Origin of the sequence: Allgaiera indica, assembly GCF_900106675.1 — a bacterium.
In the GTDB taxonomy this organism is placed as follows: domain Bacteria; phylum Pseudomonadota; class Alphaproteobacteria; order Rhodobacterales; family Rhodobacteraceae; genus Acidimangrovimonas; species Acidimangrovimonas indica.
Genome location: NZ_FNOB01000020.1, coordinates 36,060 through 57,251 on the forward strand (window position 1 = coordinate 36,060; position 21,192 = coordinate 57,251).

Genomic DNA, 21,192 nt, shown 5'->3' on the forward strand with positions numbered 1-21,192 from the left:
AGGGTCGGCGAAGACCTCGTGCCGCGTCTGGCCGTGGCATATTAGACATGGCGGAATTCTGGATACGTCTGTTGATCCTGTTGTCGGTCGGTACCGGCCTCGCAGTCACGCTTCGACTGGCGGACAGACGTTTCCAGCAGGCCCAGAAATTGGTGTTCCGCTTCACCATATTTTCCTATTCGCTTACCTATTTTCTGGGCATATGCATGATCTTCCTGCTCGAAAATACAGCCTTTTCGCTGTATTTCAGCAAGGTGGTATTCTTCACTCGCGGCTCCGTGAATTTCCGGATCTTCTTTCTTTCACTGATTCCCTTTGTCTGTCTTCTTGCCGTCGCCTGGCTCCCCCGGATCCGGCTCAGGCGCGCCGGCACGCCGAAGGCGCGCCGGCAGTGGTCCTCATTCGCGGTGACGTTCCTGACAGCGGGCATGACGCTTTTCACCTGTGCGGGGTTCGTCGGGGGCGACTTTCCGATGCTGCTGGGAAATACCCTGTCCTTCGGCAATATTTCCGGAATCGGCGCACTGTATCAGCTTCGCTTCCAGGCGACGAGCCAGCTGCACACGATCGAGGCCGGCATCATGTACGGCACATTGCCTGCGTTGATGACCGGGCTCCTGCTTTACGAAGGCCGCTACGTTCCGATCATGCGCGTCTTCGCTGCTGTCACGGGACTGGCCGTCGTGATCATGAACCTGGGCCTCTTCCAGGTCGCGCCGCTGATGACGATCGTGCTGCTGTATGTCATGACGCGCGCCCTGATCAGCGATTGGTCGGTGTTCAACTGGAGAAACGTGGCCATCGGCAGTGCGTTTCTGACGGTCTATTCGGCCTATAGCCTGATAAAATCTTCCGGTGGGGGCATTTCGTTCTTTTCGACGTTGTTTGACATCATGATGCGAATGCCGGTGGCAGGCCCGTATCTCGTACAGATGAAACTGGAGAATCCCGGAACCGTCAATTCCGCGACTTACCTTCCGCAAGCACTCGGATATTACATGTTCCCCGAAATCGCGGCGAGCAATTCGCACATATCCATGCCGCAGCCGAGTTTCATGGTCTCATGGTTCTATGATGGGACGATGATGTCCGCCGTGCTCATGTTCCTCGCGCTACTGTTGCCGTTCTGGTTCGCGCGGTTCCTGATGTCGTCGATCTCCGCACGGAACGTCGGGCAGCCGACCTTTCCGCAGACGACGCTCGTTTACAGCCTGTTTCACTACATCTACTACCTCTTCCAGACCAGCCACTTCGAGACCTTTGTGTCGAGCTACAGCGTGATTTTCCCGCTGATGCCCGCCGCGGTCTACCTGGCGTTGTCCCTCCTGCTGAAGCCTAGAAAGGCGTTTCGCGGACGCCCGCGATCACTTTTACAAGGAACTCTGATCCATGAAACAACTGCTCATCAAGTCCGGTAGCGTCTTCCTGAAGGAAGTGCCGGCGCCGACCGTCGCGCCGCGGAACGTGCTGGTCAGGCTGACCCGTTCCTGCGTGAGCGTGGGGACGGAGATGGCAGGGATCAAGATGTCCGGTCTTCCGCTGTACCGCCGCGCGCTCAAGCAGCCCCATCACATGAAGAAGGCCCTACAGATGATGAAGGACCAGGGCGCGATGCGGGTCTACAAGCAGATCAAGGGCAAGCTCGATGCGGGGATGCCGATCGGCTATTCGGCGACGGGCGAAATCGTCGCTGTCGGCGAAGATGTGGAGGGGTTCCGCATCGGCGACAGGGTTGCCTGCGCCGGCGCGGGGATCGCCAACCATGCCGAGCTCGTCGACGTCCCCGTCAACCTGTGCACCCCGGTGCCCGAGGCCCTGGACTACGATGCCGCCGCGACCGTGACCCTGGGCGCGATCGCGATGCAGGGGGTGCGGCGGACTCAGCCAACATTAGGCGAAAACGTCGTCGTGATCGGGCTTGGAATTCTCGGGCAGATCACGGCGCAACTGCTGCAGACGAGCGGGTGTCGGGTGATCGGCACCGATATCGACCCGGCCCGCATCGCTACAGCTCTGGAAAACGGAATGCATGACGGGGTCAATCCCGCCGATGGCGATGTGGTCGACCGCATCACAAAGCTTACCGACGGCTACGGTGCGGATGCGGTTGTTATCACAGCCGCCTCGGCCAGTGACGCGATCGTCTCGCAGGCGTTCCAGGCCTGCCGCCGGAAGGCGCGCGTCGTGCTGGTCGGGGACGTAGGGCTGAACTTGCAGCGCAGCGATATCTACGCCAAGGAACTCGATTTCCTCGTCTCCACCTCCTACGGCCCCGGCCGCTATGACTCGAGCTACGAGGAAGAGGGTCAAGATTATCCGATCGCCTACGTCCGCTGGACCGAGAACCGCAATATGCAGGAATATCTGCGACTGCTCGCCGAGCGGAAGATCTCGCTGGCGAACATGCTCGATCCGCCGTTCGACATCGATCGGGCCGAAGAGGCCTATTCCCAGCTGCAGGGAGACGGCAAGAAACCGCTTCTCGTGCTACTTTCGTATCCCGAGACGGAGCGGGTCGCCTCTCCGAGCCTGAATCTCTCGACCCGGGCCAAGAAGAGCGGCGCGATCGGTGTCGCGGTGGTCGGCGCCGGCGGCTTTGCACAGGCGATGCACCTTCCGAACATGCAGAAGATGGAGGCATTCGATCTTCGCATGGTGATCAACCGGACCGGCCTCTCGGCGCGTTCCGTGGCCGAGCGTTTCGGCGCGACGGATGCAGGGACGGATTTCGAGGCGGCGTTGTCCAACGACGCGGTCGACCTCGTGATGATCGCGACGCGTCACAACTTGCACGCCGAGATGGTCCTCCAGGCCCTCGAGGCCGGAAAACACGTCTTCGTCGAGAAACCGCTGGCCCTAACGCGCGAAGAACTTGCCCGGATCGAGGCGTTCTACCGCGATCGCAGCGCCGCGCCGCTGCTGATGACCGGGTTCAACCGTCGCTTCTCGCCTGCGATGAGCGAAGCCAAGGCACGGCTTGCCGGCCGCACCTCGCCGCTGATCTGCACCTATCGGATGAACGCGGGCTTCGTCCCGGGCGATCATTGGGTGCACGGCGCGGAAGGCGGCGGGCGAAATATCGGCGAGGGCTGCCACATCTACGACCTCTTTACCTTTCTGACCGGTGCGCGCCCGGAAGCGGTTTCGGCATTCTCCATGGTGCCGGAGAGCCGTCACTGGCATCGCAATGACAACTTCTCGGCCACAATCCGCTATCAGGACGGGTCGGTCTGCAATCTGATCTACACAGCGATGGGAAGCAAAGAGCACCCCAAGGAGCAGGCTGAAATCTTCTGCGACGGCATGGTGATGGCGCTCAACGACTACAAGTCGCTGACTATCTCGGGCGGCAAGGGCGGCTGGTCGAGCAAGATCATCGAGAAGGGACAATTCGAGGAACTCCAAGCCCTGGCGTCCGCCCTACGCGATGGCGGCGATTGGCCCATTCCCCTACAGGAGCAGAAGGACACGACCGAAGTCAGCTTCGCCGTAGAAGATCTGATCGCGGAATAGGTCAAGTCGTCATCTGAGTTGCCGGGGGACAAGCGATGTGTGGAATTACGGGAATCTTCGGATATGGCCGTCAGAACCATGTTTCGGCGGAAGTAGTCGGTCGAATGCGCGACACCATGGTGCATCGCGGCCCCGACGGCGCGGGGTTGTGGATCGCCGACAACGGCAGGGCTGCGTTTGGTCACCGCCGGCTCTCGTTTCTCGATCTGGCGGAAGTGGCGAACCAGCCGATGCCGAACGAGGACGGACAGGTCTGGATTGTCTTCAACGGGGAGGTCTACAACCACGCCGACCTGCGCCCTGTGCTTGAGGCGGCGGGCCATCGCTTCCGCACCGACCACTCGGACACCGAGGTGCTCGTGCACGGGTTCGAGGAGTGGGGGATGGAGGGGCTGCTCTCCCGCCTCTACGGCGATTTCGCCATCGTCATCTACAGCGCCCGTGAAGACAAGCTCTACTTGGCGCGCGACCGCGCGGGCGTGAAGCCGCTCTACTTCAGCGCTGTCGACGGCCAGTTCATTTTCGCATCCGAGATCAAGGCGCTTCTCGAACATCCTTCGGTCGAGCGCGACATCGACCCGCAGGCGATGATCCACTACCTCAGCTTCATGACGACGCCCGCCCCGATGACGATGTTCAAGGGCATCTCGAAACTTCCCGCCGGCACCTGGATGAAGATCTCCGGCGACGGCAGCGTCGAACATTCTCGCTATTACTATTCCGAACCCGGCAATGGCATCGACCCTTCGGTCACCAAGGGGCTTTCGGATGCAGCGCTCGAGGACTTCTACCTGAGCGAAACCCGGCGGCGCCTGCGCGAGGCCGTGAGCAAGCGCATGGTGTCGGACGTCCCGATCGGCGTGTTTCTGTCGGGGGGGGTAGACAGCTCGACCAACCTGGCGCTGATGACCGAGCTCTCGGACAAGCCGATCGAGACCTTCTCGGTCGGCTTCAAGGACTTCACCCATCTCAACGAATTACATTTCGCCCGCAAGGCCGCGGATCATTTCGGGGCCAACTACCATGAGGTGCTGATCGACGAGAGCGACATGATCAGCTACCTCGACACTCTGATCTATTCCCAGGACGAGCCGCTGGCAGACTGGGTCTGCATTCCGCTGTATTTCGTGTCGAAGCTTGCTCACGATGCGGGCGTGAAAGGGGTTCAAGTCGGCGAAGGCGCGGACGAACAGTTCTGCGGCTATGCCAGCTACATGGGCTATCTAAACCTGTATCACCGCTATTATCAGCCGTTTCAGAAGTATCTTCCCGGCCCCGTCCAGCGGACGATCGGCAAGATGGCGGTCGGCGCCGTCGGCCGGCATCCGAACCGCGCAGCCTATGCCGACGCGATCGACCGTGCGGCGCGCAACCGCGAACATTTCTGGTCGGGTGCGATGGTGTTCTGGGATGCGCAGAAGCGCCACCTGATCCGCCCCGACGCGATCCAGGCGGCGGCGTCGGCTTCCTACCCGACGAAGATCGGCATGATGCCCGAAAGCTACCACGAAGGGGACAGCTACAGGGTCATCCAGGATTTCATGAGCGAATTCGATGGCCGCAATCCGGGGCAGGACGCGCTGACGCGGATGATCTACAGCGAGATGCGCCTGCGGTTGCCGGAACTGCTGCTGATGCGGGTGGACAAGATTTCGATGTCGACCTCCTTGGAAGCGCGCGTGCCGTTCCTCGATCACGACATGATCGACTTTACCTTCGACATTCCCGAAAGCTGGAAGACGAAAGGAGGCATGTCGAAATACCTGCTGAAGAAGGCCGTCGAGGGCCTCATTCCGAACGAGCTCATCTATCGCAAGAAGATGGGGTTCGCAGCGCCCATGGCCGACTGGCTGCGCGGCGAATTCGGGCGCAGCGCGATCTCCCGGATCATGGCCTCGCCACTGATGTCCCGCGGCTTCCTGAACCCGACTTTCGTTCAGTTCCTCTATGACCGACATGTCTCGGGCAAGGCCGATGCGAGTACCGAGATCTGGACGCTCTACAACCTGACCGCCTGGTATGATTACTGGATCGCCGGTCCCCGGCGCCAGGCCGCCTGACCGTCCGAAGGGATATAGCGTGCGCCGACTCCTCCGCATCTTCAGGATTTTCCTGACCTCACCACGCTACGTCCTCGACCGTGTCGGTCGCGAGGCGCTGATGGAGATCGACCGCTGGCGCCTGCCGGCGATGGAACGGTGGCTGACCGCGCCGCGGCTTGCGCGACGCATGGGGTATCGCGAGCTCGGCGCCGCTTGGACGGCATTGGCGCAGCGACCCTTCAACTTCGTGACCGACCGCGCCGCGGCCGACGCATTCATGGGCGAGGTCGAGCGCGCCGAGATCATCGAGCGTGCCGAACGCGCGATGCGGCGCGAGATCGAACTGCTCGGCAGCGGGCCGATCCGGCTTGGCACCCCGGTCGACTGGCATCTCGACCCGAAAGTCGGACGCCGCTGGCCGCCGCAATTCTGCCGCCGGATCGAGTATTCCAACCGGGGTGAGCCGAGCGACGTCAAGATGCCGTGGGAAATCTCACGCCTACAATGGCTCATCCCGGTCGGACAGGCCTATGCGATGACCAAAGAGGAAAGGTTCGCGGACTTTGCCCGCGACGTCCTCAACGAATGGATCGCGCAGAACCCCACCGGCTACAGCGTCAACTGGTCCTGCACCATGGAGCCTGCGCTGCGCATCCTGACGTGGGTGTGGCTGTTTCACGTCTTCGCGGGGTCGGCGTCCTGGGCCGATACCGATTTCCGTAGCCGGTTCTTGCGGGCGCTCTACATGCACGGCGTCTTCGTCGAGCGCCATATCGAGCGCGGACGGGTGAACGGCAACCATTACACTGCGGATGCCGCGGGCATGGTTTGGGCGGGACTGTTCTTCGACGGCACAACCGGCGCCCGCAGCTGGGCCGAGACGGGCTGGCGTATCCTCGAGTCCGAGATCGTGCTGCAGGTGCATCCCGACGGCGTGGATTTCGAGGCCTCAAGCGCCTACCACCGTCTGGTGGCCGAACTCTTCTGGATCGCGGCCCATTACCGCGCGGCCTCGGGGGCGATGCCTTCGCCGGTCTTCGCGGACAGGCTGAGGGCAATGGCCGAGGTGACCCGTCACCTGTGCCGCAACGACGGGACCACGCCACATTGGGGCGACAACGACGACGCGCGGGCCCTGCCTTTCGGGCTGCAGCCCCTCGACGACCACAGATATCTTCCCGACCTGATCGACCTGACCCTCGGGACGCGGGCGGCGATGACCGCCCCGCCGGAGTGCCGACAGGAAGTTCACTGGGTGTTCGGCGCGCGGCCGGCCGAGACGCCCCCGGAACCCGGCTCTCGTGGCTTCCGCGACGGCGGTCTTTTCGTGATGCGGGACGCGCGCAGCCATGTGACGATCGACTGCGGCCCCATCGGGCTTGGCGGTCTGGGCGGGCACGGGCACAACGACGCGCTGTCGTTCGAGATGTGGCAGGATGGGCAGGAGCTGATCGTCGATCCGGGCTCCTATGTCTACACCGCCGATTTCGAGGCCCGGAACCGGTTCAGGTTCACGGCCAGCCACAACACGCCTCAGGTCGGCGGCGCCGAGATCAACCGGCCTTGGTCGGACGACGATCTGTGGCATCTGCACGACGACGCTCAGGCCGAAAGCCTTCTATTCGAGGACGAGGGTCAGCTTTGCAGGTTTGCGGGGCGTCACCAGGGCTACCGCCTGCTTTCCCCCGGCATCACGATCGAGCGCCATATTACCCTCGACCGTCAAAGCGGGACCCTGGCGATCGAGGACCGGTTCGAGGCGAGCGGACCGGTCAGCGGCGAGGAGGTGACGATCCCGTTCCACCTGGCGCCGCGCGTCGCGGCGACCCTCGGTCGCTCCGGCGTGCTGCTGGTCGCGGGCGACGTTCGCCGTCTGCTGCGCTGCACCTTGCCGGGGCAGGCGCGCCTGACGATCGAAGATGCGGAGGTGTCGCCAAGTTATGGAGTCTGTCAACCAAGCAAGAAGGTGGTCCTGCGCGTTCCCCTTGAAGACGGCCTCGTCGTGCAGGCCCGGATCGAGCCCGCGCCGTGACCATCGCCTCGACGATTCTCACGGTTCTCGCGCGTCTGCTGGCGATGGTCGGCCCTTTCGGCGTCAGCGTGATTACGGCCCGTGCCCTCGGGCCGGAAGATCGCGGGCTCTATTTCCTCGTGGTCTCCTATGCCCAGATCGCTGCGCAGATCGGCAACGTGGGGCTTCACTCCTCCAACACCTATCTGGTCGCAGCCCATCCGGAACGCGTGCGCTACATTCTTGCCAACACGCTGATAGTCTCGGTGATCCTGGGGCCGCTGGCGGCCTGGCCGACAGTCTGGTGGTTTGGGTCCGACATTGCGCCAGCCGCGCAGTCCTCTATCGCGCTCGCCTTCGTGCTGGCGCCGCTGATCATCCTGTTCTTGCTGGTCTCCAACATCGCCGTCGCGATCGGCCGTGTCGGGCTTTACAACCTGCTGATCATCTTCTCTGGAACGCTCGCGCTCGGCAGCGCCGGCGTTGCTGCGGCGCTGGGTGCGGACACGACGGAGTTTCTCTGGGCCGCCGCTGCGGGCTTCACCATCTCGAGCGTTACCGGCATCCTCGCCCTCATGCCCGACTGCGGCTGGTCGCTGCGTCCGTCATTCGCGCTTTTCCGAAGCGGCGTGACCTATTCGATGCGTGCCTATTTCGCCACGCTGGCCGGGTTCCTGATGACCCGGATCGGTATCTTGATCCTGCAATCCAGGGCAGATATGGCGGTCGTCGGGCAATTCTCGATAGCCCAGCAGATCGCAGAGGGCCTTGGCCTGCTTCCCAGCACTGTCGGGCTGCTGCTGATGCCCTCGCTGATGCGGCTTCCGAGCCGCAAGGACCGCGCTGCCGAGACTTGGAGGATCGGGCTGAAGCTTGCGGCGGCAATAACGGTTTTCTTGGTGATGTTGGCCGCGGTGATCCCGGTGGCGTTGCCGCTGGTCTTCGGCAGGGACTACGCACCGGCGGTGCCGCTAGTGCTCGCGTTCCTGCCGAGCATCTTCCTTCTGTCGATCGTCATCGTCGTTTCGCAATTCCTGTCCTCGGAAGGCTTCCCGCTGGCGCAGGTCGGTATCTGGATCGCCGCGACGGTGCTTCATACGGCGCTGTCTATCGCCCTGATCCCACATTTCGGGGCGATCGCGATCCCGATCTCTTTCACGATCAGCATGCTGCTCATCCTGATCGGCCTTTCCGCCCTTGCCGTACAAATGACCCGAAAGGGATAAGCCAATGGCAAAACATACGTCACAATCCGTCCTGAGCTACTTTCCGGTGACCGCCCCGTTCAAGGAACAGCTGGAGCGGGCGTTTGGCGCGATCGACGGTTACCACCCGGTCGGCAAGATCCGTAACGAGGGGTTGCGCGGGCTCTGGTCGCATATGCGCAACCTCAGAGGGTCGCGGCTGATCATCGCTGTCGAGGGCGACAACAGTCGTCCTCTCGTCGGTCCGCTCAGGCTGCTGGCGGCCGCGACGCGGGTGAAGCAGATCGTAGTGTTCTGGCCGGATTCGACCCATGCGCCGATGCCGTGGTGGCAGATCCTGCCGATCCTGTGGTCCTGCGGCGCCGAGCAGGTGGTCGCGCGCCGCGCGTTGCGGCGGGTCCAGAGGCAGGCGCGCCAGCCTTCGGCCCCGCGCGACCCCGCGCCGAAGGTCGCCCCGCCGCGCAGACACGCGATCTTTCTAGATGCGAACTTGTCCTTCGGGCTCTCCGCCGGTGGCTCGCTGGGCCACATCAAGGGCGTGATCGACGGGTTGATCGCCCGCAACTACTCGATCGACTATGTGAGCACCAAGCCGATGCCGACCGAAACCGACGGGGCGGTACATGTCAAGATTCCCGCGCCCCGGCTGCTCGCTTTCCCGGCGGAGCTAAACTATTACGCGTTCCACCGCTCCGCCGATCAGGTGAGCGCTGAGGCGGCCCGCAGCCGTCCGGTCGATTTCGTCTACCAGCGCATGTCCCTGCACAATATCTCTGGCGTTGGGCTGAGCCGAGAGGCGGGCGTGCCGCTTGTGGTCGAGTACAACGGGTCCGAGGCCTGGACCGCCGCCAACTGGGGGCAGAAGCTGACCCTGCACGACGACGCCGTCGCTGCGGAGCGTTATGTCGTCAAGGCTGCCGATCTGCTCGTGACGGTTTCAGCTCCGCTGGCGCAGGAACTCGAGGATCTGGGCATCCCGCGGGACCGCATCGTGATGTATCCGAACTGCATCGACCCGCGCATCTTTGACCCGGCCCGGTTCGACTCCGCCCGCCGGGCGGCGCTGCGCGACCGCCTCGGCATCGCGGCGGACGCCCGCGTCGCGACGTTCATCGGCACCTTCGGTATGTGGCATGGGGTCGATTTCCTGGCGCGGGCGATCCGGCGCCTGATCGACGAGGACCCGGGTTTTGTCGCGCGCAACAAGCTGCATTTCCTGCTCGTCGGAGACGGGTTGCGGATGCCGGAGGTGAGGGCGGCGATCGAAGCGCCGCCCTACCGGCAGTTCGTCACGCTTCCGGGTCTGGTTCCGCAGGCCGAGGCGCCGGAATATCTGGCTATATCGGACATGTTCCTGTCACCGCACATGCCCAACAAGGACGGCAGCATCTTCTTCGGCTCTCCGACCAAGCTTTTCGAATACATGGCGATGGAACGCCCGATCGTGGCCGCCGATCTGGACCAGATCGGGACCATCCTGCGCGGCGAGTTTCATGGCCGGACCTCGGCGCCGCCGCTTGCAAGGCTCTTCCCGCCCGGCGACGAGACCGCCATGCTAGAGGCGCTGCGCCAGGTCGTAGCGGAGCCGGAAGAGTCGCAGGCCATGGCGGAACGCGCGCGGGACCATGTGCTGGAGAATTTCACCTGGGATCACCATGTCGGTCACATCCTGGATCGCATGGACACACTTGGCCTTCTGACCGAAGAGGACGCAGGGAACGGAGTGCAAGGCAATGGGTAGGCTCAGGGACAGGCTGGATCGTCTTTGGTATCCGCACACACGTGACAACTGGGATGACATCGCCTTGCGTGAACGGGTACTCGCACTGCTCGAACCCGAGATGCATCTGCTCGACCTCGGCGCGGGCGCCGGCATCGTCGAGCAGATGAATTTCCGCGGCAAATGCGCCCGGGTCTGCGGCGTCGATCTGGACCCGCGGGTCATGGAGAACCCGTGGCTGGACGATGCGCGGGTCTCCGATGCCGGCGAGATCCCCTATGCGGACGAGAGCTTCGATATCGTGGTGGCCGACAACGTGATGGAGCATCTCGCGGCCCCCGAGGAGGTGTTGAACGAGGCGAAACGGGTTCTGCGCCCCGGTGGACATCTGCTTTTCAAGACGCCCAACAGGAACCACTACATGCCGATGATCGCCCGTTCGACCCCGCACTGGTTCCACGAATATTTCAACCGGACCCGCGGCCGCGAGGCAGAAGACACGTTCGCCACGCTTTACCGGCTCAACTCGCGCAGTCAGCTTCGTCGGCTTGCCGCCGCGACCGGGTTCGAGGTCGCGGAGATCGCACTTCTGGAGGACCGGCCGGAATATCTGCGTTTCTCTGCTCTGACCTACTTCATCGGGATGGTCTATCAGAGGGCGGTGACCCACGTGCCCGGCCTTTCCGGCCTGCGCATCCTGCTGATCGGCCATCTGCGCAAGCCGAACTAATTCTGCCAGAGGCGGTGCGGACCATGCCCACTCTCCTGCCAAGCGGCGAAATAGGCGCCTTCCGCAGCCCCGGCGCGGTGGCGACCCCGGCCGTGCGAAGGCAGCGCCGATGAGCAAGCTCGGCACCGCTCTGCTTTACTGGCACACCCTGAAATATCTGCGTGCCAGACAAGTCTTCGGCCGGATCTGGCTACGGATCGCGCGCCCGCGGGTCGATGGCGCGCCGGCTGCGCCCCGTCGCGGCACTTCCGGCCGCTGGGTCACGCCGGCCCGCCGGCCCGCGTCAATGACCGGCCCGGAAAGCTTTCTGTTCCTCAACGAGCCGGGCGATCTGGATGCGCTGGGGTGGGAGGGGCCGCAGCGATCCCATCTGTGGCGTTACAATCAGCACTACTTCGACGATCTCAATGCCGAGGGCGCGGCGGAACGGCTTTCCTGGCATCACGCCCTCATGCAGCGCTGGATTGCCGAGAATCCGCCCGCGACGGGAACGGGCTGGGATCCGTATCCTACATCGCTTCGTATCGTGAACTGGATCAAGCACGCGCTGACGGTGGCTGACCTGCCCCGCGAGGCCCAACAATCCCTCGCGGTCCAGGCGCGCTGGCTTGCCCGGCGGCTGGAATGGCATCTGCTCGGCAATCATCTGTTCGCCAACGCCAAGGCGCTGCTGTTCGCAAGCTTCTTCTTCGAGGGGCGAGAGGCCGAACGCTGGCGCAGGCGCGCGGTTTCGATCCTTCGGGCGCAGCTTCCCGAACAGATCCTGCCCGACGGCGGTCATTTCGAGCTGAGCCCGATGTATCATGCCCTCGCGATCGAGGACCTCGCGGACATGGTCAATCTGATAGCGGCCTTCGGCACCGCGGCGACGCCGGCCGAAGCGGCTCTCGCGCGCGACTTCGCGGCGCGGCTGCCCGGGATGCTGGAGTGGCTGGACGCGATGTCGCATCCCGACGGACGGATCGCCTTCTTCAACGACGCGACCTTCGGAATCGCCCCCGCAACGCCGCGGCTGAAGGAGTATGCGCATCGCTTGGGCGTTGCCGCCGTGCCGGTCCGCGACGGGCTGATCCATCTGGAGGATACCGGCTTTGCCCGCCTCGAGCGCGGGGCCGCCATCCTGATCTGCGACATTGGGAATGTCGGGCCCGATTATCTGCCGGGCCACGCCCATGCCGACACACTTTCGTTCGAGCTTTCGCTGGGCGATGAACGGGTCGTGGTCAATTCGGGCACCTCGGAATACGGGCTTTCGGCAGAGCGCCTGCGCCAGCGCGGGACCGCGGCGCACAGCACCGTTCTTGTCGGGGCGGAGAATTCCTCGGAGATGTGGAGCGGATTCCGCGTCGCCCGCCGCGCCCGCGTTGACAACGTCGCCACTGCGGAGACGGCCGAAGCGCTCTCCCTTTGCGCACGTCACGACGGCTATAGCCGTTTTCCCCTCGGCCCGCGACATACCCGCCGCTGGCGGCTCGACGAGGACAGGCTCACGATCACGGACCAACTGGAGCCCTCCGCGGCCGGCGAGGCGCGATATCACCTCCCGCCCGGCGTTGCGGCGACGATTTCTGGGCCGGAGACCGGCACGATCCGGCTGGCATCGGGGCGCATTCTCAACTGGCGGGCGAACGGCGCGTCCGCCCACGTCGAGCCTTCGACCTGGCACCCCGGCTTCGGCATGAGCCAGCCCGCCCAGTGCCTGGCAGTGAGCTTCTCGGGCAGCGTCACCTTCGACCTGGACTTTAGCTGATGCACATCCTGTTTCTGACCGACAACTTCCCGCCTGAATCCAACGCCCCGGCCAGCCGTACCTTCGAACACGCGCGCGAATGGGTGGCGGCGGGACACCGGGTGACCGTGATCACCTGCGCTCCGAACTTTCCCAGGGGAAAGGTCTATCAGGGCTATCGCAACAAGGTGTGGCAGAGCGAGACGATGGCAGGGATCCGCGTTGTCCGTGTCTGGTCCTTCATGTCCGGCAACGAAGGCTTCGCCTTGCGAACCCTGGATTTCGTCAGTTTCATGGTCTCGGGCTTCTTCGCGGCGCTTTTCGTGCGAAAGCCGGACGTGATCATTGGCACTTCGCCGCAATTCTTCACCGCGGTCGCTGCCTGGGCTGCCGCTGCTATTAAGCGCAAACCCTTCGTGTTCGAGTTGCGCGACATCTGGCCCGATTCGATCCGCGCGGTAGGTGCGATGCAGAATTCGCGCCTCTTCGACGCGATCGAGAAGCTGGAATTGTTCCTGTATCGCCGTGCCGCGGCGATCGTTTCGGTCACGCATTCCTTCAAGCGCAACCTGATCTCGCGGGGGATTGACGGAACAAAGATTCATGTCGTGACCAATGGTGTCGATCTCGACCGGTTTCGTCCCATCCCGAAGGACGCCAACTTGGAGGCCGAATTGAACCTCGCGGGTTGCTTCGTGGCCGGGTATATCGGGACGCACGGTATGGCGCATGGGCTCGATACCCTGCTTGACGCGGCAGTGTTGCTGCAGGCCGACCCCCGCGGCGCCGATGTCCGCCTGCTGCTGCTGGGCGAGGGCGCCCGCCGCGACGCCTTGATCGCGCGGAGCCGCGCACTGGACTTGACGAACGTCATCTTCCATGTGGCGGTCCCGAGAGGCGAGGTGGCGCGCTATTGGTCGATCCTCGATCTCGCGCTGATCCACCTTAGGAAGACAGACCTTTTCACGACGGTCATCCCCTCGAAGATTTTCGAGTGCATGGGCATGGGCCTGCCGATCGTCCTTGGCGTTCGCGGCGAAGCGGCCGAAATCGTCACCGGATCGCGCGCGGGGATCTTGGTCGAACCGGAGAATGCGGCGGAGCTTGCGGAGGCGATCCTCGATCTCAAGTCGCAACCGCGGGTACTGCAGGAGATGTCTTCGGCAGGACGGTCGAGTTCCGAACGTTTCGACCGGACCTTCCTTGCGGGAGAAATGTTGAAGATTCTGCAGACCCTTCCGCGCAGGCGTTGAGCTGGTTGGCCGCTGACCTGGGCGGGCAGGAGCGCGCCGGACGAAGATGCCGCACTTGAGGGTCTGGCCCTTTGCAGGTGGACCTGCTTCAAAACCCCGGATCGCCCCGTGGCCGCCACTACCCGACGCCCCGACCGCGACACGGCCAAGGCGCAGGCGGGGGAGACGATGCCGGGGAATTGGGCCGACATCGTCGCCGGTGATGCAATTCGATCACAGCTCTATGTTCTGGGCGACCGGCCGGCGTTCTGGGCGACCGGCCGGCGTTTTCGCCCCAAACGTGCATTGTTGCACCTTGGAACTTTGCCTATGGGTGGATTGGCATACGGGGAGCTTCGGCGTGGAACAGAAGATCGAGACTTGGGGGCGACTACTGCTGGTCCTGCTTTCCACTGTAGCCCTGGTTGGCGCCACCGCGGCCTGGGCGCGGGAGGGCATTTCCGGCGCGCCGAGCCTCAACTTCTATGGCGTGTCCGGCCTGATCGACATGCCCTCGGCCCAGCCGCAGCCCGATGGCCAATACGATCTGAGCGTGTCGCATTTCGGCGGCACCACCCGCACCACGCTGACGTTCCAGATTTCCCCTAGGCTCTCGGGCAGCTTCCGGTATTCCTCGATCCAGCACTGGCCCGGTCTCGGCGGCGGGCACCTCTACGACCGCAGCCTCGACATGCGGTTCCAGCTGCTGCGCGAGCATGGCTACCTGCCCGATCTGGCGATCGGGGTTCAGGATCTGGCCGGCACCGGGGTCTATTCCAGCGAATATCTCGTGGCGACCAAGTCGCTCGGGCCCCGGCTGAAGGTGACGGCGGGCTTGGGCTGGGGGCGGCTCGGCAGCTACGGCTCGATCGGCTCGCCCTTCGGGCCGCGGCCAGCGAACAATTTCGGCCTTGGCGGCACGCCACGACCGGGCCTGTGGTTCCGCGGCCCGATGGCGCCCTTTGGCGGGATCGAATGGCAGGCGACCGACCGGCTCGACTTCAAGCTCGAATATTCCTCGGACGCCTATACCCAGGAGGTGCAGGCTGGCCTGTTGCAGCGCCGCTCGCCCTGGAACGCGGGGGTCGAATACCGCCTCAACCGGGGAATGCGGCTCGGGGCCTATTACCTTTACGGCTCGAAAGTGGGGATCAGCCTGCAGATGGCGCTGAACCCGAATGACCGGCCGACCGGCGGCGTGCTGGGGCCGGGGCCGCTGCCGATCGCGCCGCGCCCGGCCCGCGCCGCCGATCCCGCCGCCTATTCCACAGGCTGGACCGTGGTGCCGGGCAAGGTCGACAGCCTGCGCGACCAGACCGCCAAGCTGCTGGCCGCCCAGGGGCTGGAGCTGCAATCGCTGTCGCTCGACGGCACCACCGCGCAGCTGCGCATCGTCAACCACCAGTATCTGTCGGTGCCGCAGGCGATCGGGCGGGCGGCGCGGGCGCTGAGCCGCAGCATGCCGGCCTCGGTCTCGACCTTCCAGATCGTGCCGATGGTGGCTGGCGTGCCGGCCTCGATGGTGACCATCCGGCGCGCCGATCTGGAACGGCTGGACTTTGCCCCCGACAATTCCGTGGCGCTGCGCCAGCGGGTGACGATCGGCGACCCGACGGCGCCCTTCGCGCTGGCGGCCGCCGGCCACATCCCGCGCTTCACCTGGGGGATCGGGCCCTATATCCGCGCAAGCCTCTTCGATCCCAAGGATCCGGTGCGCGCCGATTTCGGCCTGCGGCTGGGCGCCAGCTACCGCCTGGCGCCGGGGCTGATCCTGTCGGGCGCGGTGACCAAGAAGATCATCGGCAATCTGGACCAGTCGACGCGGCTGTCGAATTCCAAGCTGCCGCATGTGCGCTCGGACGCGAACCTTTACGACAAATACGGCGACCCGGCGCTGGAGCGGCTGCAACTGGCCTGGTATCGCAACCCCGCCAGGAACATCTACACCCGCGTGACCCTGGGCTATCTGGAACGCATGTTCGGCGGCATCTCGGCCGAGGTGCTGTGGAAGCCGGTCACCAGCCGCCTCGCCCTGGGGGCCGAGCTGAACTACGTCAAGCAGCGCGCCTATAACGACGGCCTCGGGTTCCGCGCCTACAAGGTGGCGACCGGCCATGTCTCGGCCTATTACCAGTTCAACGGCGGCTATTTCGGCGAGATCGACGCGGGCCGCTATCTGGCCGGCGACTGGGGCGCGACGGTGACCTTCGACCGCGTCTTCGCCAATGGCTGGCGGGTCGGGGCCTTCGTGACCAAGACCAATGTCTCGGCCGCGCAATTCGGCGAAGGCTCGTTCGACAAGGGCCTGCGCATCCAGATCCCGATGTCCTGGGCCCTGGGCTATCCGACCCAGTCGGGCAAGTTGAGCGTGATCCATCCGCTCAGCCGCGACGGCGGCGCGCGTCTGGACGTGCAGGGGCGGCTTTACGAGATCTTGCGCAGCTACCACGGTTACGCGATCAGTCAGGACTGGGGGAGGGTGTGGCGATGACCTCGATGAGGCGCGCGCTCGCCGCGCTGGCGCTGGCCGCTGTCGGCCTGGCTGGCTGCTCTTCGAACAAGGTGGCCGAGGGGCAGGACAAGCTCTATCTGCGCACCGCCAAGCAGGTTCTGAGCTTCAGGAAACCGGTGCAGCCGCATCTGACGCGGGCGCAGATCACCGGGCTGAAGCGGCCGCTCTATCTGGCGGTGCTGCCGAAGCGCGGCGCGCGGGCCTATCTGCTGAACATCGGGGCGAACGGCGATGTGGCGACCTGGTCCTCGACCGACGGGATCATGATCTCGCTGCGCGGTGGGGTGGTGGTGCAGACCCTGGGGCTGGGCGAGGATCTGATGTCGGCCAGCCTGCCCTCGGCGGCGGTGCTGGGCACGGGCGCGGGGACGGTGAGCGCGACCTATTACTACCTGACCGGCGACGATCAGAGCTACGGCGTGCCGGTCACCTGCCAGCTGAGCCGGATCGGCCGCGAGACGGTGAAGATCGCCGGGCTGAGCTATGCGACCACGCATGTGCGTGAGGCCTGCGAAGGCGCGAAGACGCAGTTCACCAACGACTACTGGATCCAGCCGCGCGGCCAGATCCGCAAGTCGCGCCAGTGGATCAGCAAGGATGTCGGATATATCGAGCTCGAGGACCTGCGGAGGTAGGGGGGGCCTCTAGGCAGAGCCTCTACTGGTCAGCTCTCCTATTGCGGATGCCCTCGGCGATCTCGCCCAGCATCAGCAGTTCCGCCGCGCGTCCTGCCATCTTTGCCGCAAGGCGCCCGTCGCGCGCGGCCCGGGTGCCGGGGTTGGCGGTTGCGGCATAGGTCGTTTCGGCCCCGTCGGCGGTGAAGGCGATGCGGACCGGGGCCGGGTGTTCCAGACAGCTTGCGACAATCGCATGGCCGGCCTCGTGAATCGCGATCCGGCGGATGAGGTCGGGGGGGTCCTGCCGATGTGTCGCGCCGATCACTTCGGTCAGATGCGCCTCGGCGAAGGTCTCTCTCCGGCCCCGGGCGAGACCGCGCGCGGCGCGGATCGCCGCCGCCACATCGGCCCCCGAGGCACCGATGGCAGCCGTCGCCAGCCGGTCGAGATCGGTGCCGGGCAGGGCATCGCCCAGATGCCGGTGCAGGATCTGCGCCAGCGCCCGGCGGTCGGGCAGGGCGATCCGCATCACCCGGTCGAACCGCCCCGCGCGCACCAGCGCCCGGTCGATCAGCTCGGGGTGGTTCGCGGTGCCGATGACGAAGACGCCCTCGCGCCCCTCGAACCCGTCGAGCATCTCGTTCAGCCCGGCGATGAAGCGGCGCTCATACCCGGAATTGGAGCCGCGAGAGGTCGCCCGGTCGCCGACCGCGTCCAGCTCATCGAGAAACAGGATCGACGGGGCTTCGGCCTTGGCCCGGTCGAACGCGGCCTGAATCCGGCCAAGGCTCTCGCCCAGATGCGCGTCTTGCCCGAGGCCGGCGCTGAGGGAACATTCGACAAAGGCGATCTCGGCGCTGCGGGCGAGGGCGCGGCCGGTCTCGGTCTTGCCGACGCCCGGGGGGCCGACCAGCAGCGCGCCGCGCGCGATCTCGGGCCACGCAAGGGTTCCGGCCTTCCAGGCCAGCAGGTCCTCGCCCACCTGGGTGAGCATCTGCTTCAGATCGGCGGGGATCGGCAAGGCGGCAAGGCTGGGGCCGGGGCTGACGCGCGGTGGCGTGGGCTGTGCATCCGCTTTCGCGGGTGGCTTGTGCGGTAGCTTTGCCGCAACCCCGGCGGCGGTGGGGGCGCGCAGGGCGCGGATCAGCCCCAGGATGTCCTGCTGCCCGAGGACGCGGTCCTTCGGCAGCGCGTTGCGAAAGCTGTCTTCATCGAATGGGTCCGTGCCCGGATGGCTTTCTTCGAGATGGGCGATCAGGATGTCGCGCGACAGCGGCGGCAGGGTGAGATGTTGGTCGAACATCGCGCGCAGGTCGTCGTCCAGCAGCGCGGCGTTCGGGGTCGGGCCGCATCCGGTAGGGGGCGAGTGCGGCGGGCAGAGGGGCCAGCCGGTCGATCGCGGTCGTGCCCGACACGACGAAATCCTCATCGGGGTCGAAATCCTTGCACATCCTGCCAAAGCCCGCGCGGGCGGCGCCGGGTTCGGGCGTGTCCAGCGGCGCGAAGGGAAAGGCGGGCGTGCCGGTCGCGGAGCGCCGCCGAAGCTGCGTGAGGGCCTGATCGGCAAGGTCGCGCCAGGCGGGGCGGGGGGTGGTGGCGTGGGTCATGGCCGGGTTCATCACCACCAAGACGGGCAAGCTGGAACCGCTCGACTGGCTGCGCGCCAAGTTCGACGAGGCCACGCGTTATGTCGATCTCGATCAGTTGGGCATCGCGCCGCAATGCGGCTTCGCCTCGACCGAGCATGGCAATGCGATCACCGAGGACGAGGAGAAGCGCAAGCTGGAGCTGGTGGTGCAGACGGCGCAGGAGATCTGGGGCGAGGCCTGAGGTCTACGGCCCGGGCGCGCGCCGCGGGCGCCGTGTCGATATCCGGTGGCGCGCTTCGATTGTCCCCAATGGCCAATGCCCGCCCCAAGCCCGCTGCCGGATGCAATGGCCGCGAAGCCTGATCGGGCGGCACGCGATGGCAAGACCGGGTCCAGAAGGTTGACGGCGCGCCGTCGGGTTTCGACGTGGACGCATCAGGCCTTGCCAAAACATGCATGTCCGCCGCATCTTTGTTGCCAGAACGGTCGCATCCTGTCATCGGTGCGCCACTGGGGCAGGTTGGCCTTCACAGGGAAAGGTGCGGGGATGCGGCTGAACGACACCACCGATGTCGCCTTGCGCGTCATGATCTACGCGGCCAGCCTCGGCGCGCAGCGCTTCACCATCGACCAGGTTGTCGCGGCCTATGGCGTGCCGCGCAGCACGGTGATGAAGGTGGTCAATGCGCTGACGCAGGGCCAGTTCCTCACCGCGCAGCGGGGGCGCTCGGGCGGGCTGAACCTTGCGCGCGGCGCGGAAGAGATCGGCGTGGGCGCCATCGTGCGGCATATGGAGACCGATTTCGCCCTGGTCGAATGCCTGCGCGCCGGCAATGGCTGCGCGATCACCGGCAGCTGCCGCCTGATCGCGCCGCTGGCCGAGGCGCGGGCCGCCTTTCTGGCCGCGCTCGACCGCTATTCGGTCGCCGATATCGCCCTTGCCCCCGCCGAATTCGGCCTGACCGCGTCCTGACCGGATGGCCGCCAGCTTCCCCAATCCTCACCTCGCCAGGGGTGCCCCCTGCGAAGGCCGGAGCGCCAGATGACGATGAGCTTTCTTCGGTCCCTCGGGCCGGCCGTTGCCCATGTCCATCCGGCCGAGGCGCTGCGCGCCGGGATCGGCGCCCTCGTGGGGCTGGGGCTGACCGGGCTTTTCGTGCTGTCGCCCGCGGTCGACCTGCACCTTGGCCTCTATCTCGTCGCGCCCTTCGGGGCGACATCGGTGCTGCTTTTCGCGGTGCCCAACAGCCCGCTGGCGCAGCCCTGGTCGGCGGTGGTCGGCAATGTGATGGCGGCGCTGGTCGGCGTCGCCGTCTGCCTGACGATCCGCGACCCGGTGCTGCGCATCGCGCTGGCCGTCGGCCTGGCGATCAGCGCCATGATCCTGTGCCGCGCCGTGCACCCGCCCGCCGGCGCCGTCGCGATGACCGCGGCGATGAGCCCGGACGCCGTGCATCGGCTGGGATTCTGGTTTGCCCTGTCGCCGATCGCCTTGGGGACGGTATCGCTGGTCGTGGTCGCGACGCTCTATGCACGGCTGACGGGCCGGCACTATCCGTTTCGCCAGTTCGACGCCCCCAACCGCCACGGCACAAGCGACGCGGCCCCGCCCGAGCGGCTGGGCCTGACGGAGGCAGAGCTTACGGGCCTGCTGGACCGCTATCGGCAATCACTGAACCTTGGCGTCGAGGATCTGGCCCGGCTGATCGGCGCGGCCGAGTTGCAGGCCGCCACCCACCGGACCGGGCCGCTGACCGCCGCCGACATCATGTCGCGCAACCTGGTGACCGTGGCGCCCGAGACCCCGCTGGCCGAGGTGGCCGATCTGTTCCGCCGCCACCGCTTCACCTCGTTGCCGGTGGCGATTGGCGCGGCGGAGGGGGAGGGGCGCTTTGTCGGGCTGATCTTTCAGATCCACCTGATCGATCTGGCGCGCGCCGAGGCGCGGCGCCGGGGCTGGCCCTTCGGGAAGGGCATGCGCCGGCTGGTCGAGCGCGCGCCGGATGTCACGCGCCGCGCTGGCGACATCATGGCGGTCGCCGTGCCCCGCGCGACGCCCGCGACGCCGATCGCGGCGCTGCTGCCGCTGATGGCCGATGGCGGGGTCGACGCGGTCCCGGTGCTGGACCAGTCGCGTCTGGCCGGCATCGTGACGCGCACCGACCTGATCGCGGCGCTGGCGCGCGAAGGCATCCGCCCCGTCGAACCTGCGGCCCCCTCCGAAAGCGCGCAGGACTGGGCCTGAGGCTGCGAGGATCCGTCGGATCCGGGCTGGCAGAGAGGCTGGCAAGG

Annotated in this window: 15 protein-coding genes; 14 read left to right on the forward strand and 1 reads right to left on the reverse strand. The window is 65.5% G+C overall.

Annotation, left to right across the window (positions count from 1 at the left end):
• Positions 1-47 precede the first annotated feature (47 nt).
• The 11 genes from BLV97_RS15915 to BLV97_RS15965 all read left to right on the forward strand — a co-directional run bounded on the left by BLV97_RS15915 (position 48) and on the right by BLV97_RS15965 (position 17,329).
• Positions 48-1,418 carry a hypothetical protein gene (locus tag BLV97_RS15915; protein ID WP_035838615.1) on the forward strand — a complete coding sequence of 457 codons (1,371 nt, stop codon included), beginning with the start codon at positions 48-50 and terminating at the stop codon, positions 1,416-1,418.
• On the forward strand, positions 1,390-3,513 hold the full coding sequence (locus BLV97_RS15920) for a Gfo/Idh/MocA family oxidoreductase (RefSeq protein ID WP_035838618.1): 2,124 nt from the start codon (positions 1,390-1,392) through the stop codon (positions 3,511-3,513). Before BLV97_RS15915 ends, BLV97_RS15920 begins: the two co-directional genes overlap by 29 nt.
• Positions 3,514-3,548: 35 nt before the next feature.
• Positions 3,549-5,573 carry an asparagine synthase (glutamine-hydrolyzing) gene (gene asnB, locus BLV97_RS15925; protein ID WP_035838621.1) on the forward strand — a complete coding sequence of 675 codons (2,025 nt, stop codon included), beginning with the start codon at positions 3,549-3,551 and terminating at the stop codon, positions 5,571-5,573.
• Between the two features lie 19 nt (positions 5,574-5,592).
• Entirely contained in the window at positions 5,593-7,587 is a 1,995-nt protein-coding gene (locus BLV97_RS15930) for an alginate lyase family protein (protein WP_160169145.1), read from the forward strand.
• A complete protein-coding gene (locus tag BLV97_RS15935) occupies positions 7,584-8,792 on the forward strand; it encodes an oligosaccharide flippase family protein (protein WP_035838626.1) in 1,209 nt (402 codons plus the stop codon). Before BLV97_RS15930 ends, BLV97_RS15935 begins: the two co-directional genes overlap by 4 nt.
• Before the next feature lie 4 nt (positions 8,793-8,796).
• The gene (locus BLV97_RS15940; protein WP_035838627.1) at positions 8,797-10,512 is read left to right on the forward strand and encodes a glycosyltransferase; all 1,716 of its coding nucleotides are present in this window, start codon (positions 8,797-8,799) and stop codon (positions 10,510-10,512) included.
• A complete protein-coding gene (locus BLV97_RS15945; protein ID WP_081824915.1) occupies positions 10,505-11,221 on the forward strand; it encodes a class I SAM-dependent methyltransferase in 717 nt (238 codons plus the stop codon). Before BLV97_RS15940 ends, BLV97_RS15945 begins: the two co-directional genes overlap by 8 nt.
• 109 nt (positions 11,222-11,330) lie before the next feature.
• Positions 11,331-12,971, forward strand: a complete 1,641-nt coding sequence (locus BLV97_RS15950) for a heparinase II/III family protein (protein WP_035838629.1) — start codon at positions 11,331-11,333, stop codon at positions 12,969-12,971.
• Positions 12,971-14,203, forward strand: coding sequence for a glycosyltransferase family 4 protein (locus tag BLV97_RS15955; RefSeq protein WP_035838630.1), 1,233 nt, complete (start codon positions 12,971-12,973; stop codon positions 14,201-14,203). The genes BLV97_RS15950 and BLV97_RS15955 overlap by 1 nt, the downstream gene beginning before the upstream one ends.
• A gap of 340 nt (positions 14,204-14,543) precedes the next feature.
• Positions 14,544-16,673: a YjbH domain-containing protein gene (locus BLV97_RS15960; RefSeq protein ID WP_244521045.1), complete on the forward strand. Its 2,130-nt coding sequence runs from the start codon at positions 14,544-14,546 to the stop codon at positions 16,671-16,673.
• Positions 16,670-17,329, forward strand: a complete 660-nt coding sequence (locus BLV97_RS15965) for a YjbF family lipoprotein (protein WP_051645948.1) — start codon at positions 16,670-16,672, stop codon at positions 17,327-17,329. Before BLV97_RS15960 ends, BLV97_RS15965 begins: the two co-directional genes overlap by 4 nt.
• Positions 17,330-17,351: 22 nt before the next feature.
• Here BLV97_RS15965 and BLV97_RS15970 read toward each other — a convergent pair whose 3' ends face one another.
• The gene (locus tag BLV97_RS15970) at positions 17,352-18,614 is read right to left on the reverse strand and encodes an AAA family ATPase (RefSeq protein WP_051645949.1); all 1,263 of its coding nucleotides are present in this window, start codon (positions 18,612-18,614) and stop codon (positions 17,352-17,354) included.
• 302 nt (positions 18,615-18,916) lie between these two features.
• Here BLV97_RS15970 and BLV97_RS15975 point away from each other — a divergent pair, with 302 nt between their 5' ends.
• The 3 genes from BLV97_RS15975 to BLV97_RS15985 all read left to right on the forward strand — a co-directional run bounded on the left by BLV97_RS15975 (position 18,917) and on the right by BLV97_RS15985 (position 21,145).
• Positions 18,917-19,141: a hypothetical protein gene (locus tag BLV97_RS15975; RefSeq protein ID WP_035840498.1), complete on the forward strand. Its 225-nt coding sequence runs from the start codon at positions 18,917-18,919 to the stop codon at positions 19,139-19,141.
• A gap of 306 nt (positions 19,142-19,447) precedes the next feature.
• Positions 19,448-19,873, forward strand: coding sequence for an RrF2 family transcriptional regulator (locus BLV97_RS15980; protein WP_035840500.1), 426 nt, complete (start codon positions 19,448-19,450; stop codon positions 19,871-19,873).
• A 75-nt stretch (positions 19,874-19,948) separates the two neighbouring features.
• On the forward strand, positions 19,949-21,145 hold the full coding sequence (locus tag BLV97_RS15985) for an HPP family protein (RefSeq protein WP_092164149.1): 1,197 nt from the start codon (positions 19,949-19,951) through the stop codon (positions 21,143-21,145).
• Positions 21,146-21,192: the final 47 nt, after the last annotated feature.

What these genes read in the sequence shown, in the direction of transcription:
- BLV97_RS15915 (WP_035838615.1), top strand. Translation starts at nt 48, where the DNA reads ATGGCGGAATTCTGGATACGTCTGTTGATCCTGTTGTCGGTCGGTACC.
- BLV97_RS15920 (WP_035838618.1), top strand. Translation starts at nt 1,390, where the DNA reads ATGAAACAACTGCTCATCAAGTCCGGTAGCGTCTTCCTGAAGGAAGTG.
- asnB (WP_035838621.1), top strand. Translation starts at nt 3,549, where the DNA reads ATGTGTGGAATTACGGGAATCTTCGGATATGGCCGTCAGAACCATGTT.
- BLV97_RS15940 (WP_035838627.1), top strand. Translation starts at nt 8,797, where the DNA reads ATGGCAAAACATACGTCACAATCCGTCCTGAGCTACTTTCCGGTGACC.
- BLV97_RS15945 (WP_081824915.1), top strand. Translation starts at nt 10,505, where the DNA reads ATGGGTAGGCTCAGGGACAGGCTGGATCGTCTTTGGTATCCGCACACA.
- BLV97_RS15950 (WP_035838629.1), top strand. Translation starts at nt 11,331, where the DNA reads ATGAGCAAGCTCGGCACCGCTCTGCTTTACTGGCACACCCTGAAATAT.
- BLV97_RS15955 (WP_035838630.1), top strand. Translation starts at nt 12,971, where the DNA reads ATGCACATCCTGTTTCTGACCGACAACTTCCCGCCTGAATCCAACGCC.
- BLV97_RS15965 (WP_051645948.1), top strand. Translation starts at nt 16,670, where the DNA reads ATGACCTCGATGAGGCGCGCGCTCGCCGCGCTGGCGCTGGCCGCTGTC.
- BLV97_RS15970 (WP_051645949.1), bottom strand. Translation starts at nt 18,614, where the DNA reads ATGTTCGACCAACATCTCACCCTGCCGCCGCTGTCGCGCGACATCCTG.
- BLV97_RS15975 (WP_035840498.1), top strand. Translation starts at nt 18,917, where the DNA reads ATGGCCGGGTTCATCACCACCAAGACGGGCAAGCTGGAACCGCTCGAC.
- BLV97_RS15980 (WP_035840500.1), top strand. Translation starts at nt 19,448, where the DNA reads ATGCGGCTGAACGACACCACCGATGTCGCCTTGCGCGTCATGATCTAC.
- BLV97_RS15985 (WP_092164149.1), top strand. Translation starts at nt 19,949, where the DNA reads ATGAGCTTTCTTCGGTCCCTCGGGCCGGCCGTTGCCCATGTCCATCCG.